Annotated in this window: 19 protein-coding genes; 15 read left to right on the top strand and 4 right to left on the bottom strand. The window is 67.9% G+C overall.

The genetic code is table 11. The features are described 5' to 3' along the window. Positions 1-5 precede the first annotated feature (5 nt). The 8 genes from BWR60_RS07465 (at position 6) to BWR60_RS07500 (ending at position 8,136) form a co-directional block, all read left to right on the top strand. Positions 6-947, top strand: coding sequence for an ABC transporter permease (locus tag BWR60_RS07465; protein ID WP_088150379.1), 942 nt, complete (start codon positions 6-8; stop codon positions 945-947). After that, positions 947-1,816, top strand: coding sequence for an ABC transporter permease (locus BWR60_RS07470; RefSeq protein ID WP_179221668.1), 870 nt, complete (start codon positions 947-949; stop codon positions 1,814-1,816). Before BWR60_RS07465 ends, BWR60_RS07470 begins: the two co-directional genes overlap by 1 nt. After that, positions 1,816-2,970, top strand: coding sequence for an amidohydrolase/deacetylase family metallohydrolase (locus BWR60_RS07475; RefSeq protein WP_088150381.1), 1,155 nt, complete (start codon positions 1,816-1,818; stop codon positions 2,968-2,970). The genes BWR60_RS07470 and BWR60_RS07475 overlap by 1 nt, the downstream gene beginning before the upstream one ends. Continuing rightward, positions 2,967-3,980 (top strand): ABC transporter ATP-binding protein, encoded by a 1,014-nt coding sequence (locus BWR60_RS07480; protein WP_088150382.1) that lies wholly within the window; start codon positions 2,967-2,969, stop codon positions 3,978-3,980. Before BWR60_RS07475 ends, BWR60_RS07480 begins: the two co-directional genes overlap by 4 nt. Further along, positions 3,977-4,984, top strand: a complete 1,008-nt coding sequence (locus BWR60_RS07485; RefSeq protein WP_230982984.1) for an ABC transporter ATP-binding protein — start codon at positions 3,977-3,979, stop codon at positions 4,982-4,984. The genes BWR60_RS07480 and BWR60_RS07485 overlap by 4 nt, the downstream gene beginning before the upstream one ends. Before the next feature lie 2 nt (positions 4,985-4,986). Further along, positions 4,987-5,454, top strand: a complete 468-nt coding sequence (locus BWR60_RS07490; RefSeq protein ID WP_088150383.1) for a RidA family protein — start codon at positions 4,987-4,989, stop codon at positions 5,452-5,454. A gap of 11 nt (positions 5,455-5,465) precedes the next feature. Beyond that, complete coding sequence (locus tag BWR60_RS07495) at positions 5,466-6,677, top strand: aminotransferase class V-fold PLP-dependent enzyme (RefSeq protein ID WP_088150384.1); 1,212 nt, start codon at positions 5,466-5,468, stop codon at positions 6,675-6,677. A 232-nt stretch (positions 6,678-6,909) separates the two neighbouring features. Beyond that, the gene (locus BWR60_RS07500; RefSeq protein ID WP_144445547.1) at positions 6,910-8,136 is read left to right on the top strand and encodes a hypothetical protein; all 1,227 of its coding nucleotides are present in this window, start codon (positions 6,910-6,912) and stop codon (positions 8,134-8,136) included. Between the two features lie 218 nt (positions 8,137-8,354). Here the strand turns inward: BWR60_RS07500 and BWR60_RS07505 are convergent, their stop codons facing one another. The 3 genes from BWR60_RS07505 to BWR60_RS07515 all read right to left on the bottom strand — a co-directional run bounded on the left by BWR60_RS07505 (position 8,355) and on the right by BWR60_RS07515 (position 13,072). Next, entirely contained in the window at positions 8,355-9,701 is a 1,347-nt protein-coding gene (locus BWR60_RS07505; RefSeq protein ID WP_088150386.1) for an AAA-associated domain-containing protein, read from the bottom strand. A gap of 11 nt (positions 9,702-9,712) precedes the next feature. Next, complete coding sequence (locus BWR60_RS07510; protein WP_088150387.1) at positions 9,713-11,455, bottom strand: ABC transporter permease; 1,743 nt, start codon at positions 11,453-11,455, stop codon at positions 9,713-9,715. Positions 11,456-12,004: 549 nt separating this feature from the next. Then, positions 12,005-13,072, bottom strand: coding sequence for a DNA topoisomerase IB (locus BWR60_RS07515; protein WP_088150388.1), 1,068 nt, complete (start codon positions 13,070-13,072; stop codon positions 12,005-12,007). Positions 13,073-13,178: 106 nt separating this feature from the next. On the opposite strand from BWR60_RS07515, the gene BWR60_RS07520 reads away from it, so the two are divergent. After that, positions 13,179-13,643, top strand: a complete 465-nt coding sequence (locus BWR60_RS07520; protein ID WP_429913017.1) for a YaiI/YqxD family protein — start codon at positions 13,179-13,181, stop codon at positions 13,641-13,643. Positions 13,644-13,663: 20 nt separating this feature from the next. Here BWR60_RS07520 and BWR60_RS07525 read toward each other — a convergent pair whose 3' ends face one another. Continuing rightward, positions 13,664-14,833: a class I SAM-dependent methyltransferase gene (locus BWR60_RS07525; RefSeq protein WP_088150389.1), complete on the bottom strand. Its 1,170-nt coding sequence runs from the start codon at positions 14,831-14,833 to the stop codon at positions 13,664-13,666. 343 nt (positions 14,834-15,176) lie between these two features. Between BWR60_RS07525 and BWR60_RS07530 the strand changes: the two genes are divergently transcribed. The 6 genes from BWR60_RS07530 (at position 15,177) to BWR60_RS07555 (ending at position 20,665) form a co-directional block, all read left to right on the top strand. Then, positions 15,177-16,475 carry a tyrosine-type recombinase/integrase gene (locus BWR60_RS07530; protein WP_179221669.1) on the top strand — a complete coding sequence of 433 codons (1,299 nt, stop codon included), beginning with the start codon at positions 15,177-15,179 and terminating at the stop codon, positions 16,473-16,475. Positions 16,476-16,889: 414 nt separating this feature from the next. Then, the gene (locus tag BWR60_RS36890) at positions 16,890-17,084 is read left to right on the top strand and encodes a helix-turn-helix transcriptional regulator (RefSeq protein ID WP_275542371.1); all 195 of its coding nucleotides are present in this window, start codon (positions 16,890-16,892) and stop codon (positions 17,082-17,084) included. A gap of 87 nt (positions 17,085-17,171) precedes the next feature. Continuing rightward, positions 17,172-18,617: a virulence-associated E family protein gene (locus tag BWR60_RS07540; protein ID WP_144445549.1), complete on the top strand. Its 1,446-nt coding sequence runs from the start codon at positions 17,172-17,174 to the stop codon at positions 18,615-18,617. 181 nt (positions 18,618-18,798) lie between these two features. Next, on the top strand, positions 18,799-19,488 hold the full coding sequence (locus BWR60_RS07545) for a hypothetical protein (RefSeq protein ID WP_088150393.1): 690 nt from the start codon (positions 18,799-18,801) through the stop codon (positions 19,486-19,488). Between the two features lie 115 nt (positions 19,489-19,603). After that, on the top strand, positions 19,604-20,236 hold the full coding sequence (locus BWR60_RS07550; RefSeq protein WP_088150394.1) for a hypothetical protein: 633 nt from the start codon (positions 19,604-19,606) through the stop codon (positions 20,234-20,236). A gap of 3 nt (positions 20,237-20,239) precedes the next feature. After that, positions 20,240-20,665, top strand: coding sequence for a hypothetical protein (locus BWR60_RS07555; protein WP_144445550.1), 426 nt, complete (start codon positions 20,240-20,242; stop codon positions 20,663-20,665). Positions 20,666-20,671 lie beyond the last annotated feature (6 nt).

The raw sequence follows: 20,671 nt of genomic DNA on the forward strand, positions 1-20,671 counted from the left end.
AACCCATGCTCTCCTACATCGTCAATCGCCTGATCGGCATGGTCGCGGTGATGTTCATCGTGGCGACGGTCGTGTTCGTCATCATCCGGGTGACGCCGGGCGACCCCGCCGCGGTGATGCTCGGCCCCGACGCCCAGCCCTCGGACATCGTCGAGCTGCGGGCCAAGCTCGGCCTCGACCAGCCGCTGCCGGTGCAATACGTCACCTGGCTCGGCCAGATCGCGGTCGGCGATCTCGGCCAGTCGATCTTCCTGAACCAGCCGGTGCTGGACGCGATCGGCGACCGGGCCGAGCCGACCCTGATGCTGACCATCCTGTCGATCCTGATCGCGGTCGCCATCGCCCTGCCGGTCGGCATCGCCTCGGCGGTCTGGCGCGGCTCGGCGCTGGACCAGTCGGTGCTGACCCTGTCGATGTTCACCGCCAGCATCCCCAGCTTCTGGCTGGGCCTGATCCTGATGCAGATCTTCGCGGTCAAGCTCGGCTGGTTCCCGGTGGCGGGCTATGGCGGGCCGGGCGCGACCTTCCTCGAGCGGATGAGCCACCTGGTGCTGCCGGCGATCGTGCTGGGGCTGGTCAACTCCGCCCTCATCACCCGCTTCACCCGGGCCAGCATGCTCGACGTGCTGAACGACGACTATGTCCGCACCGCCCGGGCCAAGGGCCTGCCGGAGCGGAAGGTGGTGCTGAAGCACGCGCTGAAGAACGCGCTGATCCCGATCCTGACCGTGATCGGCCTGACCACGGCGCTGCTGGTCTCCGGCGCGGTGGTGACCGAGACGGTGTTCGGCCTGCCGGGTGTCGGCAACCTCGTGGTCAACGGCGTGCTGCGGCGCGACTACCCGGTGATCCAGGGCGCGCTCTTGGTGATCGCGGCGCTGTACGTCCTGGTCAATCTCGCCATCGACCTCCTCTACCTTTTCGTCGACCCCAGGGTGCGCACCTGATGGCCGCCACCGCCTCCGTCTCCATGGCCGGCGAGCGCATGAAGCTCGCCCGCCTGCTGCTGCGCCGCAAGACCGCGATGATCGGCCTGATCATCCTGGTGGTGCTGGTCCTGGCCGCCGCGCTGGCGCCCTGGATCACCAGCTACGCGCCGCAGAAGCTGTCGATCGTGAACCGGTTGAAACCACCGAGCGCGGCGCATTGGTTCGGCACCGACGAGTTCGGCCGCGACGTCTTCACCCGCGCCGTCTATGGCGGCAGGCTGTCGCTGTTCGTCGGCTTTTCCGTGGTGATCCTGTCCTCGGTGCTGGGCATCGTGCTGGGCCTGGTCGCCGGTTTCTTCCGGTCGGCCGACAAGGTCGTGGCCCGGGTGATCGACGCGATGATGGCCTTCCCGGACATCCTGCTGGCGATCTCGCTGGTCGCGGCGCTGGGCCCGTCGCTGGTCAATGTCATCGTCGCGCTCGGCATCGTCTACACGCCGCGCCTGGCCCGCATCGTCCGTGCCTCGACCCTGGTGATCCGTGAGCTGCCCTTCGTCGAGGCGGCGCGGGCGCTCGGCGTCTCCACCTGGCGCATCGTCACCGCCCATGTCCTGCGCAACCTGTGGTCGCCGATCCTGGTGCAGGGCACCTTCATCTTCGCCTATGCCATCCTGGCCGAGGCCGGGCTGTCCTTCCTCGGCGTCGGCGTCTCGCCCGAAATCCCTACCTGGGGAACCATGATCAACGCCGGCCAGCAGTACATGGGCTCGGCCGACTGGATGATGGTCTTCCCCGGCCTCGCCATCGTGCTGTCGGTGGTGTCGCTGCAGATGGTCGGCGACGGCCTGCGCGACATCCTCGACCCCCGCCTCCGCAAGGAACTGTGATGACCGTCCTCATCCGCTCGGCCCACCCGGCGGGCTTCCCCGACCACACGGACGATGCCCCGCTCGACATCCTGATCGCCGATGGCCGCGTGGCTGCGGTGGGGCAGGGGATCGAGGCTCCGTCCGATGCCGAGATCGTCGATGGAAAGGATGGCTGGGTGTCGCCCGGCTGGGCCGACCTGCACGCCCATGTCTATCACGGCGGCACCGACATCTCGATCCGCCCGTCCCAGGGCGGGCTGGCGCATGGCGTCACCACCATCGTCGACGCCGGCTCGGCCGGGGAGGGCAACTTCGTCGGCTTCCGCGAGTTCATCGCCGAGCCCGCGGCCGAGCGGGTGGTCGCCTTCCTCAACATCGGCTCGATCGGCCTGGTCGCCTGCAACCGGGTCAGCGAGCTGATCGACCAGCGCTCGATCGACATCACCCGCACCCTGGCGGTGATCGAGGCCAACCGCGACATCATCCGCGGCATCAAGTGCCGGGCCTGCAGCACGGTGACCGGCGCCTGGGGCATCACTCCGGTGAAGATCGCCAAGAAGGTGGCGAAGATCAGCGGCCTGCCGCTGATGGTCCATGTCGGCGAGCCGCCGCCGCTCTTGGAGGAGGTGCTGGCGGTGCTGACCCCTGGCGACGTCCTGACCCACTGTTTCCACGGCAAGCCCGGCGGCAACATCCTCGAAGACGAGGAGCTGTTCGGCATCGCCAAGCAGGTGGCGGAGGCCGGGGTGCGGCTCGATGTCGGGCATGGCGGCGCCTCCTTCTCCTTCAAGGTGGCGCGGGCCGGGATCGAGCGCGGGCTGAACCCGTTCTCGATCTCCACCGACCTGCATCTGCGCTCGATCGAAGGCCCGGTCTGGGACATGGCGACCACCATGTCGAAGCTGCTGGCCGTCGGCATGCCCTTCGCCGAGGTGGTGGCCGCCGCCAGCACCCGTCCGCGCTCCGTCGTCGGCCTGCCGGAAACCGGCAACCTGAAGGTCGGGGCGGAGGCCGATTTCACAATCTTCGGGCTGGAACCGGCGTCGGTGACGCTGCCGGATTCCTCCGGCGACAGCGCCACGCTCGACCAGCTGTTCACGCCGCGCCACGCCATCCTCGGCACCAAGTCCGTCAAGGCGGCCCGGCTGTTCGATCCGAAAGTGCACGGATGAGCGCCAGCAGCCGCGACATCGTCCTCGCGGTCGAGGATCTGCGGACCTGGTTCCACAGCCGGGACGGCGTCGCCAAATCGGTCGACGGCGTGACCTTCGACCTGGCGCGCGGCGAGACGCTGGCGATCGTCGGCGAGAGCGGCTCCGGCAAGTCGGTCACCAGCCTGTCGATCATGGGCCTGCTGCCCAAGCCGGCCGGCCGGATCGAGAGCGGCGCCATCCGCTTCCGCGACCGCAAGGGCACGACGCACGACCTGGCCCACGCCTCCCAGGCGCTGCTGCGCCGCCTGCGCGGCGCCGAGATCGCGATGATCTTCCAGGAGCCGATGACCAGCCTGAACCCGCTGTTCACCGTCGGCGACCAGATCGCCGAGGCGGTGCAGCTGCATGAGGGCACCGGCCGGGGGAAGGCGATGGCCCGCGCCCGGGAGATGCTGGAGCTGGTCGAGATCCCGGCGGCGGCGTCGCGGCTGAACGACTATCCGCACCAGATGTCGGGCGGCATGCGCCAGCGGGTGATGATCGCGCTGGCACTGTCCTGCAACCCGTCGGTGCTGATCGCGGACGAGCCGACCACGGCGCTGGACGTCACCATCCAGGCCCAGATCCTGGACCTGCTGCGCCGGCTGCAGGCCGAGATCGGCATGTCGATCCTGTTCGTCACCCACAATATGGGCGTGGTGGCCGAGATCGCGCACCGCGTCGCGGTGATGTACGCCGGACGGGTGGTGGAGGAGGCGCCGGTGCTCGACCTGTTCGACCGGCCGCGCCACCCCTATACCAGCGGCCTCCTGTCCTGCATCCCCAACGCCCGCACCGGCGGCCGGCATGACGACGCCAGGCTGCAGCCGATCCCCGGCACGGTGCCCAGCGTCATGGCCCTGCCGCCCGGCTGCGCCTTCGCTCCGCGCTGCCCGCTGACCGAGGCGCCGTGCGAGGCCGCGGTGCCGGACCTCGCCGCGGTGCAGGCCGGCCACCGCTCCCGCTGCCGGAGGACCGACCAGCTGTGACCGCCGCCGCCCTGCGTACCGAAGCCGATCCCGCCGCGCCGCTGCTCGACGTGCAGAACCTGTCGGTGCATTTCCCGATCGGCAGCGGCCGCGTCGTCCGCGCCGTGGAGAATGTCAGCCTGTCGATCCGCCGGGGCAGCATCGTCGGCCTGGTCGGCGAATCCGGCTCCGGCAAGACCACCACCGGCCGCGCCGTGCTGCGGCTGATCGAGCCGACCGGCGGCCGGGTGATGTTCGACGGCACCGACGTCACGGCGCTGCCGGAGAAGCAGTTCCGCGCCTGGCGCCGGCGGATGCAGATCGTGTTCCAGGACCCCTATGCCAGCCTCAACCCGCGCATGAGCGTGGCCGAGATCCTGGGCGAGGCGCTGGACACGCACGGCCTGGCGAAGGGCCGCCGCAGCCAGCGCATCGGCGAGCTGCTGGAACGGGTGGGCCTGAACGCCGACCACCAGCGCCGCTTCCCGCATGAATTTTCCGGCGGCCAGCGCCAGCGCATCGGCATCGCCCGGGCCCTGGCGGTGGAGCCCGACTTCATCGTCGCCGACGAGCCGGTCTCGGCCCTCGACGTCTCGGTCCAGGCCCAGGTGCTGAACCTGATCCAGGACATCCAGCGCGACCTCGGCCTGACCCTGCTGTTCGTCGCCCATGACCTCGCCGTGGTCGACTATCTCTGCGACGAGATCGTGGTGATGTATCTCGGCCGGATCATGGAGAAGGGGCCGACCCGCCTGGTCTATGACCGGCCGCGCCACCCCTACACCAAGGCGCTGCTCTCCGCCGCGCCGGTGCCGGACCCGCGGGCCAGGCGCGACCGCATCATCCTGAAGGGCGACATCCCCAGCCCGATCGCGCCGCCCTCCGGCTGCGTGTTCCGCACCCGCTGCCCGATGGCGGTGGAAGCCTGCGCCCAGGCGGTGCCGCCGCTGGCCGAGCGCGAGCCCGGCCGCTTCGTCGCCTGCATCCGCGACGCCGAACTGAACGACCAAACGACCACGGACTGACCATGCCCAACGTCTACGACCGCCTTGCCGCGCTCGGCATCACGCTGCCCAAGGCGCCGCCGCCGGTCGCGAATTTCGAGACCCACCGGATCACCGGGCAGCTCCTGTTCCTGTCCGGCCAGGGGCCGACCGAACCCGACGGCCGCCAGTACCGGGGCAAGGTCGGCGGCACGGTCGACCGCCACGATGCCTACCGCCATGCCCGGCTGACCGGCATCAACCTGATCGCGGTGATGCAGGAGGCGCTGGGCGACCTCAACCGCATCACCGGCATCGTCAAGCTGCTCGGCATGGTCAACGCCGTGCCGGAGTTCGAGCATCATCCGGCGGTGATCAACGGCTGCTCCGACCTGTTCGTCGAGCTGTTCGGGCCGGAGATCGGGCGCCATGCCCGCTCCGCCGTCGGCATGGGGTCGCTGCCGGGCCAGATCACCGTCGAGATCGAAGCCGTCGTCGAATTCGCGCGCTGAAGGATAGGGCCATGAAGTCGAACGAGGATATCCGCCGCCGCCTGGGCCTGCGCCCGGTGATCAACGTCTCGGGCACCATGACCTCGCTGGGCGCCTCGATCGTGGTGCCGGAGGCGGTGCAGGCGGTCGCCGAGGTGCTGCCGCAATTCGTCGAGATCACCGACCTGCAGCGCAAGGCCAGCGCCCGGATCGCGAAGTCCTGCGCCACCGAGGCCGGCTTCGTCACCGCCTCGGCCTCGGCCGGCATCAGCCTGGCCGTGGCCGGCGCCATGACCGGCGACGACCTGCTGGCGATCGAGCGGCTGCCGGACACCGCCGGCCTGGCGAGGACCGAGGTGCTGCTGCAGGTCGGCCACATGGTCAGCTACGGCGCCCCGGTCGACCAGGCGGTGCGCTTGGCCGGCGCCACGGTGGTGCCGGTCGGCACGGCGACCTCGGCCGCCGGCTACCAGCTGGACGGCGCCATTACCGACCGCACGGCCGCGGCGCTCTATGTGGTGTCGCACCATGTCGTGCAGTACGGCCAGATCCCGCTCGAGGAGTTCGCCGCGATCTGCCGGGCCAAGGGCGTGCCGGTGATCGTCGACGCCGCCTCGGAATACGACCTGGCCGGCTTCCTGGCCAAGGGCGCGGACCTGGCGATCTACAGCTCGCACAAGTTCCTGGGCGGCCCGACCGCCGGCATCGTCGCCGGGCGCGAGGACCTGGTGCGCGCCGCCTTCCTGCAGAACCGGGGCATCGGCCGCGGCATGAAGGTCGGCAAGGAGGGCGTCGTCGGCACCATCGCCGCGCTCGACGCCTGGGAGAAGCGCGATCACGCCGCGGCGCGGGCGCGCGAGGACAGCCATCTGAAGCTCTGGCACGAGGGCTTGGTCGGGCTGCCCGGCGTGACCGCGGTGATCGAGCCGGACCCGACCGACAATCCGCTCGACCGCCTGAAGGTGACGATCGATCCGGCCAAGGCCGGGCTGGCGGCTTGGGACGTGGCCGACCGGCTGGCCGCCGGCGACCCGCCGGTGATCGTCCGCGACCATGAGGTCGAGCACAACTACTTCTACCTTGACCCCTGCAACCAGCATGACGGCGAGGCGCAGGTTGTGCTGGAGCGCCTCCTGGCCGTGCTGCGCGGCGCCGCCGGCGACCCGCCGCAGGGCGACGCCCGCGAGCGCCTTCTCGCACGGGGGCGGAAGGGGCTGGAATCGCTGCTGCGCTTCCCGCGGTAATCCGCGAAGGCGCCTGGGATGCCGGCAGCGCGTCGCGTCGCCGCTGCCGGCATTCCGGCCTCTCGCACTCCTCTTCGCGCTGCCGGGGGATGCCGTCTCATCATCTGCCGCAATCTGCCCCATCCGTGCCCTGATCGTCTGGCAATCGATAGGATGTTGTGCCACGGGTCCTGACCTAGGACGTCAGGCGTCGGGGCTGCTTCCTTTTCGACCAGCCGAAGGCGCGGGGTTCATGGTGACGAGACCGATCTTCACAGCGATGCTGGCCGCCACGATGGCGGTCGTCGCGACCGGCGCGGATGCCGCCGAGGCGACGTGGCTGCGGGCCGCCTTGTCGTCGATGCCGGCGACGGCGTTCGACCTCAAGCCGCCTTTTCTGGCGAGCGCCATCAACCTGTCCGCGGCCCGGGCCCTGGGGCTCCGCGACCATGACACACAGCCGGCGGATCTGCTGAAGCGCGTGCTCACGCCCCCGGAGAACATCGGGGTGCTGGACGCCTGGATACGCCGCACGGACGCAGGTCTCCTGGAGGACCGGCTGGGCGTGCCGCTCGATCGTCTGGCGGTGCTCGCCGGATACAACGATCTTCCCAACCAGACGACGCTTTGGATCTTCGACAGCGACGGGACGGCGGATGCCGTGTTCGGCGGATTGCCGGCCCGCGGCTTCTCCCCGCTCACCGGCGGGATGCTGGCCAATGGAAAACCATCCGAGATGGATTTGAAATCCGCGGCGCCCGGCGATCCCTGGCGGGGAGATCTCGGCCGGACCTCCGTGGTCGGCCGGGAAGGCCGGATCCTGCTGCAGGCGCGGGAACCGGATCTGATCGAGGCCGCGCGGCAGGCGACGCCCGCTTCGAACCTCGCCACGGTCCCGTTCGTGAACACCGTGCTGACCGGCGCGGAAGCCGGGGCCGGCGACGGCGCGGAGATCATCCACGCCCTGCTTGCAGGCCCGCAGATCGGGGCCGGCCGCGATTTCATGCCGGAAATGGCGATGCTGAAACCCAACGACCTGCAGGCCCAGGTCGAGACGCTTCGTCGCAAGATGGAAGACCAGGCGGCGCAGGAGCGGGCCACGGGCCTGCCGCCTTATCCTGTCGCGCTGCTCGCCGATATCGAGATCCCGGGCAAGAGCCGCGGCATCCTGCTGGCCTTCCCCTATCCGGATTGCCGCACGGCCGAGACCGGTGCGACCCGGTTCGCGGCCCGGTGGCGGACGGCGGAGCTGGCGACCTACGGCCACGGCACGACCCTGGCGGACATGACCGGGGCCGACATCGCCACCCGCACGGTCCCGGCTTCGGACGGCAGCTGCGCCGCGGTCGTCACGGCGACCAATCCGGTGCCTGCCGATGGCGCGAGCTTCGAGAACAAGCCCTGGACCGCGGTGATCGGCTCGATCTACCGGCGCGACTTCGGCGCCGCGGCCATGGCCCTTGGCGGGCCTGATCGGTAGCGGGACCTCGAGCGCTCTCGCGTCGCCTCTCCTGCTTGCAAGACCTTCTCGGCATTCCAAGCACCGTCATTGCGAGCGCAGCGAATCCATCGAGGGGCCGGCGCGAACCGGCCCCTGGATGGATTCGTCGGCTTCGCCTCCTCGCAATGACGGCGAAGGATGGACGTTGTGAAAGGTCTCGTTTGCGGGAGAGGCGACGCGAACAGCAGCCGGTCGCGCTACACCGGATCCTCCAGGCTGAACTGGCCGCTCTCGCCGTCATAGGCGAAGAGCTCGGCGTAGCGGCCCCAGGAGACGGCAGCGCGCAGGGTCTCCTCCGCCCGGTCCTCGGACATGAAATCCTCCAGTTCCTCGCTGAAGCGCAGCCGGGGGGCGCGGTGGCTCGGCCGCTCGTCCAGCACCCGCCGGATCAGCGCCGCGATCGGCACATGCGCCAGGAGGTGCGCCGCGAACAGCCGCTTGCGGTGGTCGACGTCGGACTCGGCGAACAGCCTGCCATGCTCGGTCAGGTGGATGTCGCCATCGGCCATGTCGGCGAAGCGCAGCAGCTGCAGCGTCTCGGCGATCGGGAACAGCTCGTCCGCCTCCATCTGCAGCGTCGCCGCCAAGTCCGGCAGGTCGGCCCGGCCGTTATAGGGCGGCGCGGCCAGCGCCTCCATCAGGCCCGACATCAGGTTGGTCGAGACATGCGGCAGTTCCATGCCGATCCCCGTGCCGGGGAAGCCGCCCGCCGCCTTCGGCCCGGCCGTCTCCGCCGGCCCGCGGTTGGTCATGCGGGCATAGATGTCGTCGACCATCCGCCGGAACTCCGGGTCCAGGCGGTTGCGCGGATGCGGCAGGTCGATCCTGATCTCCGCCGCCACCCGGCCGGGGTTGGACGAGAAGATCAGGACGCGGTCGCACATCAGAATCGCCTCCTCGATGTTGTGCGTCACCATCAGGATCGACTTGATCGGCAGCCGGCCCTCCATCCACAGGTCGATCAGGTCGGTGCGCAGCGTCTCCGCCGTCAGCACGTCCAGCGCCGAGAACGGCTCGTCCATCAGCATCAGCCGGGGATGCACCACCAGGGCGCGGGCGAAGCCGACGCGCTGGCGCATGCCGCCCGACAGTTCCTTCGGATAGGCGCTCTCGAAGCCGTCCAGGCCGATCAGGTCGATCGCCTCGAGCGCCCGCCGCCGCCGCTCCGCCGCCGGGATGCCCTGGGCCTCCAGCCCGATCTCGACGTTCTGCAGCACAGTCAGCCAGGGGAACAGGGCGAAGCTCTGGAACACCATCGACAGGCCCTCGGACGGGCCGGCGACCGGGCGTCCGCACCAGCTGACCCGGCCGGCGCTGGGCGGCACCAGCCCGGCGATGATCCGCAGCAGCGAGGATTTGCCGGAACCGGACCGGCCGAGCAGCCCAACGATCTCGCCCTCGCGGATGCTCATCGACACGTCGTCGAGCACCAGCAGGTCGTTGTCGCCCTTGTGATAGGCCTGCCGGACGCCGGCGATGTCGATCAGGACCGGATTGTCGTTGGCAATCTTGGTGACCGGGGTGTGGGCAATGGTCTGGTACATGGTCGTGGCCCTCAGTCGAGGCGCAGCCGGCGGGCGGCGAAGGTGAAGAGCGGCCGCCACAGCAGTCGGTTGAACAGCGAGACGAAGACCGACATCACGGCGATGCCGAGGACGATGCGCGGATAGTCGCCGGCGCAGGTGGCCTGGGCGATGTAGGCGCCGAGGCCGTGCGCGGTCAGGGTGGTGTCGCCCCAGCTCGCCACCTCGGCGACGATGCTGGCGTTCCAGGACCCGCCCGAGGCGGAGATCGCCCCGGTGACGTAGTAGGGGAAGATCCCGGGCAGGATCACCTTGCGCCACCAGTTCCAGCCGCCGATGCGGAAGCTGGCCGCCGCCTCCCGCAGGTCGGTCGGGAAGGCACTGGCGCCGGCGATGACGTTGAACAGGATGTACCACTGGGTGCCCAGCACCATCAGCGGCGCCAGCCAGATGTCGGGGTCGAGGCCCAGCCGGACGATCGCCACCACCGCGAAGGGGAAGGCGATGTTGGCCGGGAAGGCGGCCAGGAACTGGGCCAGCGGCTGCACTCGCTCGGCGACACGGGGGCGCAGGCCGACCCAGACGCCGATCGGCACCCAGACGACGGTCGCCAGCGCGATCAGCACGACGACGCGGATCAGGGTGAAGCTGCCCAGCAGCAGCACCTCGCCGGCATCGCCCCAGCTCAGCTCCGTCGCCACGAAGCCGATGATCTGCCACAGGGCGTAGGCGATGGCGGCCAGCAGCAGGGCGGCGAAGCCCCAATCGGCCGCGCGGCTGGACCAGAGGCGGGCGACCACGCTGTCGCCGGCCGTCCCGGCCGGGATGAAGGCGAAGCGCCGGCGCGACACGGTGCGCACCAGGAAGCCGACCGGCGACAGCGCCAGCTGGAACAGCCGGGTGCGCTGCACCAGCGTCAGCAGCCAGGAGCCCGGGGCGGTGGTGCCGGCCGACTGCTCGAACCGGAACTTCTCGGCCCAGGCCACCAGCGGCCGGAACAGCAACTGGTCATAGGCCAGGATCACCGCGCCCATCACCAGCACCGCCCAGCCGACGGCGGCCAGGTCGCGCTGGTCGATCGCCCGGGCGACATAGGAGCCGACGCCGGGCAGGGTGATGGTAGTGTCGCCGACCGAGATCGCCTCCGACGCCACCACGAAGAACCAGCCGCCCGACATCGACATCATGGTGTTCCACACCAGGCCGGGCATGGCGAAGGGCACCTCCAGCCGCCAGAAGCGCTGCCAGGAGGACAGGCGGAAGCTGCGGCTGGCCTCGTCCAGGTCGCGCGGCACGGTCTTCAGCGACTGATAGAAGCTGAAGGTCATGTTCCAGGCCTGGGAGGTGAAGATGGCGAAGACGGCGGCGCATTCGACGCCCAGCACCTGGCCCGGGAACAGGGCCATGAAGCCGACCACGGTGAAGGACAGGAAGCCCAGCACCGGCACCGACTGCAGGATGTCCAGGAGAGGGATCAGCACCATCTCCGCCCGCCGGCTCTTGGCCGCGGCGGTGGCGTAGACGAAGGTGAAGACCAGCGAGGCGACGATCGCCGCCAGCATGCGCAGCGTGGTGCGCAGCGCGTAGTCGGGCAGCGCCATCGGGTCGAGCGAGATCGGCGTCTGCTCGAGGCCGGCCAGAGGCGCCAAAGTGGCGCGGCCGCCATGGGCGAGCAGCACGATGGCGCCGAAGACGAGGGAGAACGCCACCAGGTCCCAGAGATTGGGCAGGGTGCGCGGACGCTCCGCCGTGAGGGCGGGGGTGTGAAAGGCCATTTTGTCCGTCCGAAGGGCAGGCAGTCGCGATCGCCGCGCGTCGTGACGGACGCGCGGTGCGGAACGGCCGGCGAAGTGCCGGCGTCAGCCGAGCCTTCGGTCGTTCCCCTCCAGGGAGAGGCGCCGATAGGACGGACGATGATTACAGGTCAGGTGCTTCATGGTTCACCTCGCACCGGCGCGGCCTGGCCGCGCGACGAGGTGAACCGGACCCCGAAGGTCAGGCTCGCAGCGTCGGCGCCGGCAAGGTCGCGCTAGGTCGACTGGGCGTGCTCATCGGAGCGGTGGGTCCTTGGTTGCGTCGGGCGCTTGTCCCGACAGGGCCGATATCGCGCCGCGAGACGAAGCGGTCAAGCCGTAATCCGGGCCTGTACGATTTGTAAGGAAGAGATCATGTCGCCGCTCCGGCGACCGGCCCCTTCTGGTGCTCTCCCGCCAAAAAACGTCATTGCGAGGAGGCGAAGCCGACGAAGCAATCCAGGGGCTGCGCCAAACGGCCCCTGGATTGCTTCGCTGCGCTCGCAATGACGGATTCCGTGTGGGGGGAGATCATCCCCGACCGGAGGTCGCGGCCTCCAGCCGCTTCAGGAAGCGCAGCAGCGCCGCCTCGCCGCGGCGGTCGTCCTGGTCGTCGCCCGGGGGCCAGCGCAGGGTCGTGGCCAGCTCGCCGTCGAGGAAGGCGCCGACCACGCCGGGATGGACATAGCAGGCCCGGCACACCGCCGGCGTGTTGCCCAGCCGGACTGCCACCTGCTCGATGCAGCGCACCACGGCGGCCTTGGTCGGCGGCGCCTCCGGCTCGCCCCCGGTGGCCAGGATCTCCGCCGCCAGCAGCGTGCCCGCCCAGGTGCGGAAATCCTTGGCGGTGAAAGCCTGACCGGAGATCCCGCGCAGATACTCGTTGACCTCCTCCGACCCGATCGAATGGCGCTCGTCTTCATCGTCGACATACTGGAACAGCCGGTGCCCGGGCAGGTCCTGGCAGGAGCGGACGATGCGGGCGATGCGCGGGTCGCGGAAGGCGGTGCGGTGCAGCCGGCCGCTCTTGCCCCTGAACTCGAAGCAAACGGCGCCGCCCTCGACATCGACATGGCGCTTGCGCAGGGTGGTCAGGCCGAAGCTCTTGTTCTCCCTGGCATATTCGTCGTTGCCGATGCGGATCAGCGTCGCCTCCAGCAGGCGCACGATGGCGGCCAGCACCTTCTCCCGGGTCAGGCCGCGCTGCGCCAGGTCGGCCTCGACCCGCTTGCGGATGCGGGGCAGGGCGCGGCCGAAGGCCAGCATGCGGTTGTACTTGGTCTCCGCCCGCGCCGCCTTCCAGCGCGGATGGTAGCGGTACTGCTTGCGGCCGCGCTGGTCGCGCCCGCTGGCCTGCAGATGGCCGCGCGGGTCCGGGCAGATCCAGACATCGGTGTAGGCGGGCGGGATGGCCAGCTTGCGGATCCGCGCCAGCGTCTCCCGGTCGCGCACCGGACTGCCGTCGGGGAGGCGGTAGGCGAAGCCGGTGCCGGAGCGGCGCCGGCTGATGCCGGGATCGATGTCGGAGACGTAGCGCAGGCCATTCGCGCGCGCCTCGTCGGGCGGGGAGGAGGCGGGCAGGGCTGTGGTGTCGGCCATGCGGCTTTGGATGATCCTGGCTGGGGACAGCGCTTGGACCAACGGCGTCGTCGCCGCTATGGTTCCGGTCCCGACCGCAACCGCGCCAAGGCCCGTGACCGACCCGATCCGGATCCTCGTCGACGCCGATGCCTGCCCGGTGAAGGCCGAAATCTACCGTGTCGCCGAGCGCTACGGCGTGTCCGTCTTCGTGGTGACCAATGGCGGGGTGCTGGTGCCGCGCGATCCCCGCATCCAGCTGGTGATCGTCAGCGACGGCTTCGACGCGGCCGATGACTGGATCGCCGAGCGCGCCGGCCCGGCCGACATCGTCGTCACCGCCGACATCCCGCTGGCCGACCGCTGCCTGAAGGCCGGCGCCACGGTGATCGGCCCGACCGGCCGGCCCTTCACCAAGGATTCGATCGGCATGGCCCTGGCCAGCCGGGCGCTGATGGCCGATCTGCGCGCCATGGGCACGGTCAGCGGCGGCAACAAGCCGATGTCGGGGAAGGACAAATCGGCCTTCCTGTCGGCGCTCGACGCCGCCGTGGTGCGGCTGCGGCGGGCGTCGCCGCCAAGGCCGGCCTGAGCTTCAGGGGCTGCGGCCCGTCAGACGAACTGGCCGTGCGGCGACACGATCCTGTCGCGGGGCACGCCGGCCTGCACCAGCCCCTCGCCGATCTGCCGCTCGGACGGGAAGCTGGAGATCACCACCTTGCGGCCGCTGCGCAGCACCTCCTCGGGCGCGATCACGGCGTGGCGGCCGACCGTATGGCCGTGCTTCTGGGTGTCGCGGTCGGTGATCGCCAGGATCCGCGCATGGCTGTCCAGCGAGGTCCGCTCCAGCATGGTCGAGGTGTGCAGCCCGGCGCCCCAGACATAGACCTCCTCGCCCGGGCGGATGCCGGCCTTCAGCCGCGCCTCCACCGCGCCCCAGCGCTGCGCCTCGACATCGCCATAGGCCCGGCAGAAGGCACGGTTCTTGGCGACGCCGTCGACCAGCGGCCGGTCGGGCTGCGGTGCCTGCTTGCGGGCCAGGACGGTGATGACGGGGTAGGGGTAGTGGTCGACCGTCACCGGCGCCTGCAGGATGCCGAAGCCGGTGCGCGCCAGCAGGTTGTCCAGCGACGTCTCGTCGAAATAGTTGACGTGCTCCATCATGAACAGGCCGGGCGGGTTGACCTCCGGCGCGGCCAGGCAGGGCACCTCGAGCAGCAGCAGCCCGCCCTCGGCCAGGGCGGCGTGCACGCGGTGCAGCGTCGCCGCCGGGTCGTAGATGTGCTCCAGCACATGCGAGAAGGTGATGAGGTCCTGGCCGCCGCGATGCGGCAGCGTCTCCTCGTCGCCGCCCAGATCGACCGCGATACCGTTGCGCTCGCGCGCCTGCTCGCAGGCTTTGGGCGACAGGTCGCAGCCGGCCACGGCCCAGCCCAGCTTGCGGAAATGCCACAGCATCGAGCCGCTGGAGGCGCCGATATCGTACATCCGGCCGGGCGTCACGCCCTCGGCCTGGACCATGGCCAGCATCCGCCGGGCGGTGTCGATCAGCGGCGGCTCGCCGCTGCCGAAGGCGGTGTAGTTGGAGAAGGTGGTGTACTGGCGCAGCATAGTCTCTGGCGAGACCGCCGGGTCCTGCAGGGTCAGGCCGCAGTCGGAGCAGCAGCGCAGGGCATAGGTGACGTGGCCGAGGCCGCAGACATCCATCGCCGTCTCGAACACCGTCTCGCCCTCGGTCGAGCCGCAGACAAAGCAGGCGCGGCGGATCGTCGAATTCTGCATCAAAAAGCTCCCCGGAAACCCCCGGCGCCCGGCCCCCGGACGCGATGAACAAGGCGGCAGGATAGGCGGCGCAGGCCGGCCTTGTCACGCCTGTCGCGCGGCCATGGAAGGGGAGTGAGGGGAAGGGAATGGTGCCGGATGCAGGGGTCGAACCCGCGACCTTCGGTTTACAAAACCGCTGCTCTGGCATTTCAGAGCATGTCACCGCATTCCACACACGCGTGCAGAACCGTGACACAGAGCCATGTTCAGCGCATCATGGTTTCATCGGGTCACACGCCGTTGCGCCAGATTGCGCACACGACTGCAACCCCTGATGCAACCCAAGAACGGATGCGCCCCAATGGCAAGCAAGCGACTGTCAGAGCAAGCAATCGAAAAGATGAAGGCACCGGAGACGGGCCGTGTTCAGGTGTACGACGCGCTCGTGCCCGGTCTGGTGCTGCGCGTGTCGAGCACCGCGCGCACGTGGTCGTACCTGTATCGCATCAACGGCGCAGCCAAGCGTCTGTCACTCGGCGAGTGGCCCGGCATGGGCGTTGCCCTGGCCCGTGAGCGCGCAGGCGATGCAGCCAAGATGGTCCAACGCGGTGAGGACCCCGTTGCGATCAAGCGAGCGAAGGCCGAAGCGGCGCGCACCGCGAAGACGATGGCGCAGCTGGTGGACGACTTCATCGCTCAGCACATCAAACGCAACATGCGCGGCGGCGCCAAGGAAGCCGAGCGGCTGTTGACCAAGAACGTCGTGCCGGCGCTCGGCAAGAAGCTGGCGAAGGACGTGACGGCGGCGGACGTGCGCGGGTTGCTGGACGGCATGGCCCGTCGCGACGCAGCCGTGTCGGCCAACCGCACCCGCACGGTGCTGCACAAGCTCTTCGATTGGGCCATGGAACGCGACATCGTCACGGCGAACGTGGTCAAGCGCGTCGCACCAGTGACAGCCGAGACGCCGAAAGACCGCGTGCTGTCGGATGCGGAGCTTGTAGAAGTCTGGCACGCCGCCGGCAAGCTGGGATGGCCGTTCGGCAACGTGATCCGTCTGTTGATGGTCACCGCAGCACGCCGCAGCGAGATTGCGGAACTGGAGCGCACCGAAGTCGCATCAGACGGACAGAGCATCGTCATCGGTGCCGAACGCATGAAGGCCGGCCTGCCGCACGTCATCGCGTTGTCATCGCTTGCGCAAGCGGAACTCGCCGCAGCACCGATGACGCATCAGCCGAACACGAACCCGCCCAAGCCAAGCGTGCATGTGTTCACCACGAACGGCACGACGCCTGTCAGCGGGTGGAGCCGAGCGAAGCAACGCATCGACAAGTTCATCCTGGACGCACGCCGAGACGACATGAAGCGTCACGGCGCCGATCCGGCTGACGCACAGGCCATGCCCGACTGGACGGTGCACGATCTGCGCCGCACTGCCGCCACCGGAATGGCCCGCCTCGGCATCGACTTCATGGTCATCGGCGCAGTGCTCGCACATTCACAACGCCGCCACGTCGGGATCACGGCCACGTACGCCCGGCACCGGTTCGATGCAGAGAAGAAGCGAGCGCTGGAAGCATGGGGAGCGCATGTGGAGCGCATCATGTCGGGTCAGGCTGACAACGTCATCCCGTTCGCTGCGCCCCAAAGCACCTGAAATCGTTGAGAAATCTCTTCATACCGATTTCGGCGGGTGGCCCATCGCCAGACCGGCCAGGATCGAACATACCCGACATGGTGTCCGGTGTTTTGAGTGGGACAGTGATCAAGCGAGGCCGCTGATGCACCAACATCAGCGGCCTTTGTCGTTTCTGTCATGCACATGCAGACGAGATGACATGATCTGTGATGAGTCAACGCACGATGGCGTCACAAATGAAATGCAGATGTCATCGTCAGTGCGAGCGAGCTCGTGACAGATGTCGTGCACTTCATCGACAGATGCATGTTCATGTCGTCAACTTGTCGAACGCCTCACCCAACACCATTCTGGACGGGGTGTCGCTCGTTTGACTTGCTGGTCTGGGTCGTTCTTCATGGGGTCGCGTCCCATTGCAAGAGACCAACCCCAATGGAAACCCTCCGTCTTCCCGAAGTCCTCCGCATCGCTGGCGTGTCGGACGTGACCCTCTGGCGCTGGGAGAAGGCCGGCCGGTTCCCCCGCCGCTTCAAGCTCGGCCCGAACTCGGTCGGCTGGGACCGGGCCGATGTCGAGGCATGGCGTGAGGCCAAGCGCACCGGCACGCCCTGGCCCGAGGCGGCGTGACCGCACAAAGAAAAGCCCCGACCGGGCGGCGGTCGGGGCGGAGGGGGATGATCGTCAACGCGATGATCAACAGAGAAGGAAGATGAAGTGAACGATACACGCTCCAGTCCTGATGTCCAGAAAGAACGCGAGCGTATCGCGGTCCTTGAAGCGTGGGAACTTGGCGGCAGAAAAAATGTGCAGCGTGACGACACGGGATATCCGTATCCAATTCTCGCAAATGCTGTGTTGATGCTGAACGGACACTCGGACTTCGCTGGCCTGATCGGATTCAACAAGATGACATACAAGCCGGTGCTGTTGCGGCCGGCACCGTCGATCATTCGCTCGACTGAAACGGGCGAGTTCAAGCCTCGCGGCATCACAGACAATGACATCACCGACATCATCACGTCGTTTCAGACGAGAGATGACAAAGACAGAGTATCGTTCCGGCGCGATGATATCGGTGCGGCAATCAATCGCGTTGCGACGCTACATCCGTTTCATCCGGTGCAAGCATACCTGAACGGATTGTCTTTCACCGGAACACTCACGGACGCCATCGAGACCGCAGAAACTTGGCTCATTCGATACTTCGGCGCCGAAGACACGCCAATCACTCGCACCTTCTCAAAGCGTTGGCTGATCGGTGCCGTGGCGCGGGCGTTCGAACCGGGCTGCCAGATGGACAACGTCTTGATGCTCGACAGCGCACAGGGCATCGACAAGTCATCCATGCTCCGCATCCTCGGGGGCGAGTGGTTCACCGACAACCTACCGGCGGTCAATGACGCGGAGGACCGGCGTCTGTCGTTCAAGCTGCGCGGCGTCTGGATCGCAGAACTGAAAGAACGCGCGCCGCTGTTGAAGATGAATGACGCCAATCGAAAGGCGTTCCTGGATCGGCGTGTTGAGACACCGCAAGCGTTCTACAAAGAGGATGTCCTGAATGAGCCGCGCCAATGCGTGTTCGTCGGGACCGAGAACAGCCGGGACTACCTGACAGATCCGACAGGCAACCGCCGGTACTGGCCGGTGTCGGTCGGCATTGGTCCGAGCGACCGACGCGGTTTCGAGCGTGACCGCGACATGATCCTTGGTGCTGCGGTGATGCTGTATCAACTGCACACGGAGCACATGAAAGAGAACTTTGGCGCCAATGGTTCCCCGTTCCAATGGTGGCTGACAAAAGAAGAAGACGAACTCGCCCGCATTGTTCAAGGCGAATACATGCGAGAGAACCCGTACACGGCTCGCATCGCGAAGTTCTTGGGAGAGCGTCGAAAGGATGTTCCGTTGACGACTTCGGAAATTGGCGAGCACGCACTCGGGATGCTGCCGGGTTCGGTGCGCGGCCGGCTGGCTGGAGAGATCGGCGAAGCCATGCGGGAACTCGGCTACCGGTCCAAGAAGACGAACAAGTGGACCGTCTGGGAGCCGATCGGTGGCGAGAGTGGTGAGCCGGTGGCGAGCAATGTGGTGCCCATTCGCCATCCTGAAACCCGCAGAAATCCTGATGTTTTGAAGGGGAGTGGTGAAAGTGGTGAATGAATTCGGAAACTCTCCCCAGGCAGTTCCGATATATCGAAAGATGTATTTTCGGCCCCTGGGGGAAACTTTCTCTGGGGGATCACCACTCCACGCCACTTCACCACCGCCCGGCTCGCCCTCGGACCCTCTGACCCCGACAGTGCGGCCCCGGCCGCGCCCCTGACCCGAAAGGACCCCTGACATGCCCATGACCAACGAAGCCCGGACGTACCTCCTGCGCCGCGCCCTCAGCAACATCGACACCCGCCGGATGCTGCGTGCGACCAAGGACCATCCATCGTCGCAACTGTTCCTGTCCCGACTGCCGGACATGGTTCGCAACGCAAACGATCTGGTGTTGAACGGCTACGCTGACCAGATCGAAGAAATCGAGCGCAAGATTGCTCGCGACGAGAACCATGTCCTGTCGCCACATGACGTTCTGTTCCTGTGTGATCTGGCAGACATCAACTCGGTTGTTTTCACCGAAGCGCCGTTCATCAAGATGCACATCGGCGATGTTCTCGAAATCCGCATGGTCACTGGTTGGGCTCGCCCCGACTGGTTTGACGAAGGCCATGCGCACGCGTGGGAAGTGGACTTCTGGGACAAGTTGGAGCGTCGCCGCGTCGGTGATGTGCTGTTTTTGGAGCGAAAAGATATCGCGGCGATGCGCGGTGCGCTGATTCCGCACAACGTGCCGCTCAACATCCATCGCAAAGACAACGACTACAAATCGATCGCAGCCAAGCCGCACCAGATGAGTCCCGAACGTGCGAAGGAGACGCAAGCGGCACGAAGGAAATGGATTCCGCGTCTGGCGAAGATCATCGATGCTGACAAGGCGCGTGAGTTGCGTGAGACGAAGCACAAACGTGACGCAGCCGAATGATGTTCTGTGTTTCACTGGCCTGCGGCAAGTCACCGTGGGCCAGTATTTCTTGACCGGCCGGGCCAGTGTGGGACAATGACTTCTGACCCCGAAGTCATCGCAGGACTCTCGTCCCATGGCCAAGACCAAAGCCCCGGCCCATCCGACCCCCGACCAAGTCACCGCCCGCCTCGCAGCTGTCGAGGCCGATCTTGAGACCGCCAAGTCCGCCCTGGCCGACGCGATCGACGCCGAGATTGCAACGGGTATGACGGACAGCCCCGACACCATCGCCGCACGTCGTCGCGTCGCACACATGTGCCAGATGGTCGATGAGCTTCGCGCCGCTGTTGAGCGTGCGGAGGCGCGCGCCGAGGAACGTGCCGCCGCCGACAAGGCCGAGCGTGACGCGGCACGACACGCCGAGGCCAAGACGCTCATTCCTGAGTTCCTGCGGCTGGCCGGCGAAGTCGAATACACGCGCGGTGCCAACGACGACGTGATGACGGAATTCATTCGCCACGGTCGGCTCATTCTCCGCACGCTGCCGAACCCGCCACACGGTGCAAGCGGCGCCCTCGCGGACCTGCATGCGCGGGCTTCGGCGAACCGGGTCGTGAGCGACAGAGAGCGCCACGCGAAGACGTTCACCGGACACGTCGCTCGCAACGTCGCTTGGTGGTTCGGGCTGGCGACCGAGGACGTGCAGGCCATGGGCGCGGCCGTCCAGGCCGCACCTGTCGCAGATCACGTCGAGCAAGGACACTGACCGATGCCGCCCCCCGCACGTCAGGTGCGCAAGCTGACGACGGTGTTCAGCGATGCTCTGCTGAAAAAGGCGCTGGAGCGCGACCCGAACGACAAGAACGGCCGGCGGCGCATCGACAAGATCGCTGAAGCCGTGGTGCGGCGTGCCGAAGCTGGCGACATCACGTCGGCGCAGATGATCGCCGATCGGCTCGAAGGCAAGGCCGTGACGCCGATACAGGTGGACACTGAGGCGCGCCTCACCGTCACGCTCGGCTTGCCGATCCGGGATTTGCAGCCGGCGCAGCGACCGCCCGCGATCGATGCGATGCCTGCGCCCGACGAGAGCGCAACGACCGAGCCGGACGTGTTGCCGGCACCAGCGCCCGACGATCACTCCGCGCTGCGTGCACGCATCCTTGCGACGATCACCGACGACAACGACAAGTGAAGGAAC

This window comes from Inquilinus limosus (assembly GCF_002195995.1).
Lineage (GTDB): Bacteria > Pseudomonadota > Alphaproteobacteria > DSM-16000 > Inquilinaceae > Inquilinus > Inquilinus limosus_C.

Coding starts and splice junctions, on each gene's coding strand:
- BWR60_RS07550 (WP_088150394.1), top strand. CDS start 19,604: ATGGCCAAGACCAAAGCCCCGGCCCATCCGACCCCCGACCAAGTCACC.
- BWR60_RS07555 (WP_144445550.1), top strand. CDS start 20,240: ATGCCGCCCCCCGCACGTCAGGTGCGCAAGCTGACGACGGTGTTCAGC.
- BWR60_RS07495 (WP_088150384.1), top strand. CDS start 5,466: ATGAAGTCGAACGAGGATATCCGCCGCCGCCTGGGCCTGCGCCCGGTG.
- BWR60_RS07505 (WP_088150386.1), bottom strand. CDS start 9,701: ATGTACCAGACCATTGCCCACACCCCGGTCACCAAGATTGCCAACGAC.
- BWR60_RS07510 (WP_088150387.1), bottom strand. CDS start 11,455: ATGGCCTTTCACACCCCCGCCCTCACGGCGGAGCGTCCGCGCACCCTG.
- BWR60_RS07475 (WP_088150381.1), top strand. CDS start 1,816: ATGACCGTCCTCATCCGCTCGGCCCACCCGGCGGGCTTCCCCGACCAC.
- BWR60_RS07530 (WP_179221669.1), top strand. CDS start 15,177: ATGGCAAGCAAGCGACTGTCAGAGCAAGCAATCGAAAAGATGAAGGCA.
- BWR60_RS07480 (WP_088150382.1), top strand. CDS start 2,967: ATGAGCGCCAGCAGCCGCGACATCGTCCTCGCGGTCGAGGATCTGCGG.
- BWR60_RS07515 (WP_088150388.1), bottom strand. CDS start 13,072: ATGGCCGACACCACAGCCCTGCCCGCCTCCTCCCCGCCCGACGAGGCG.
- BWR60_RS07525 (WP_088150389.1), bottom strand. CDS start 14,833: ATGCAGAATTCGACGATCCGCCGCGCCTGCTTTGTCTGCGGCTCGACC.
- BWR60_RS07470 (WP_179221668.1), top strand. CDS start 947: ATGGCCGCCACCGCCTCCGTCTCCATGGCCGGCGAGCGCATGAAGCTC.
- BWR60_RS07500 (WP_144445547.1), top strand. CDS start 6,910: ATGGTGACGAGACCGATCTTCACAGCGATGCTGGCCGCCACGATGGCG.
- BWR60_RS07545 (WP_088150393.1), top strand. CDS start 18,799: ATGCCCATGACCAACGAAGCCCGGACGTACCTCCTGCGCCGCGCCCTC.
- BWR60_RS36890 (WP_275542371.1), top strand. CDS start 16,890: ATGGAAACCCTCCGTCTTCCCGAAGTCCTCCGCATCGCTGGCGTGTCG.
- BWR60_RS07465 (WP_088150379.1), top strand. CDS start 6: ATGCTCTCCTACATCGTCAATCGCCTGATCGGCATGGTCGCGGTGATG.
- BWR60_RS07490 (WP_088150383.1), top strand. CDS start 4,987: ATGCCCAACGTCTACGACCGCCTTGCCGCGCTCGGCATCACGCTGCCC.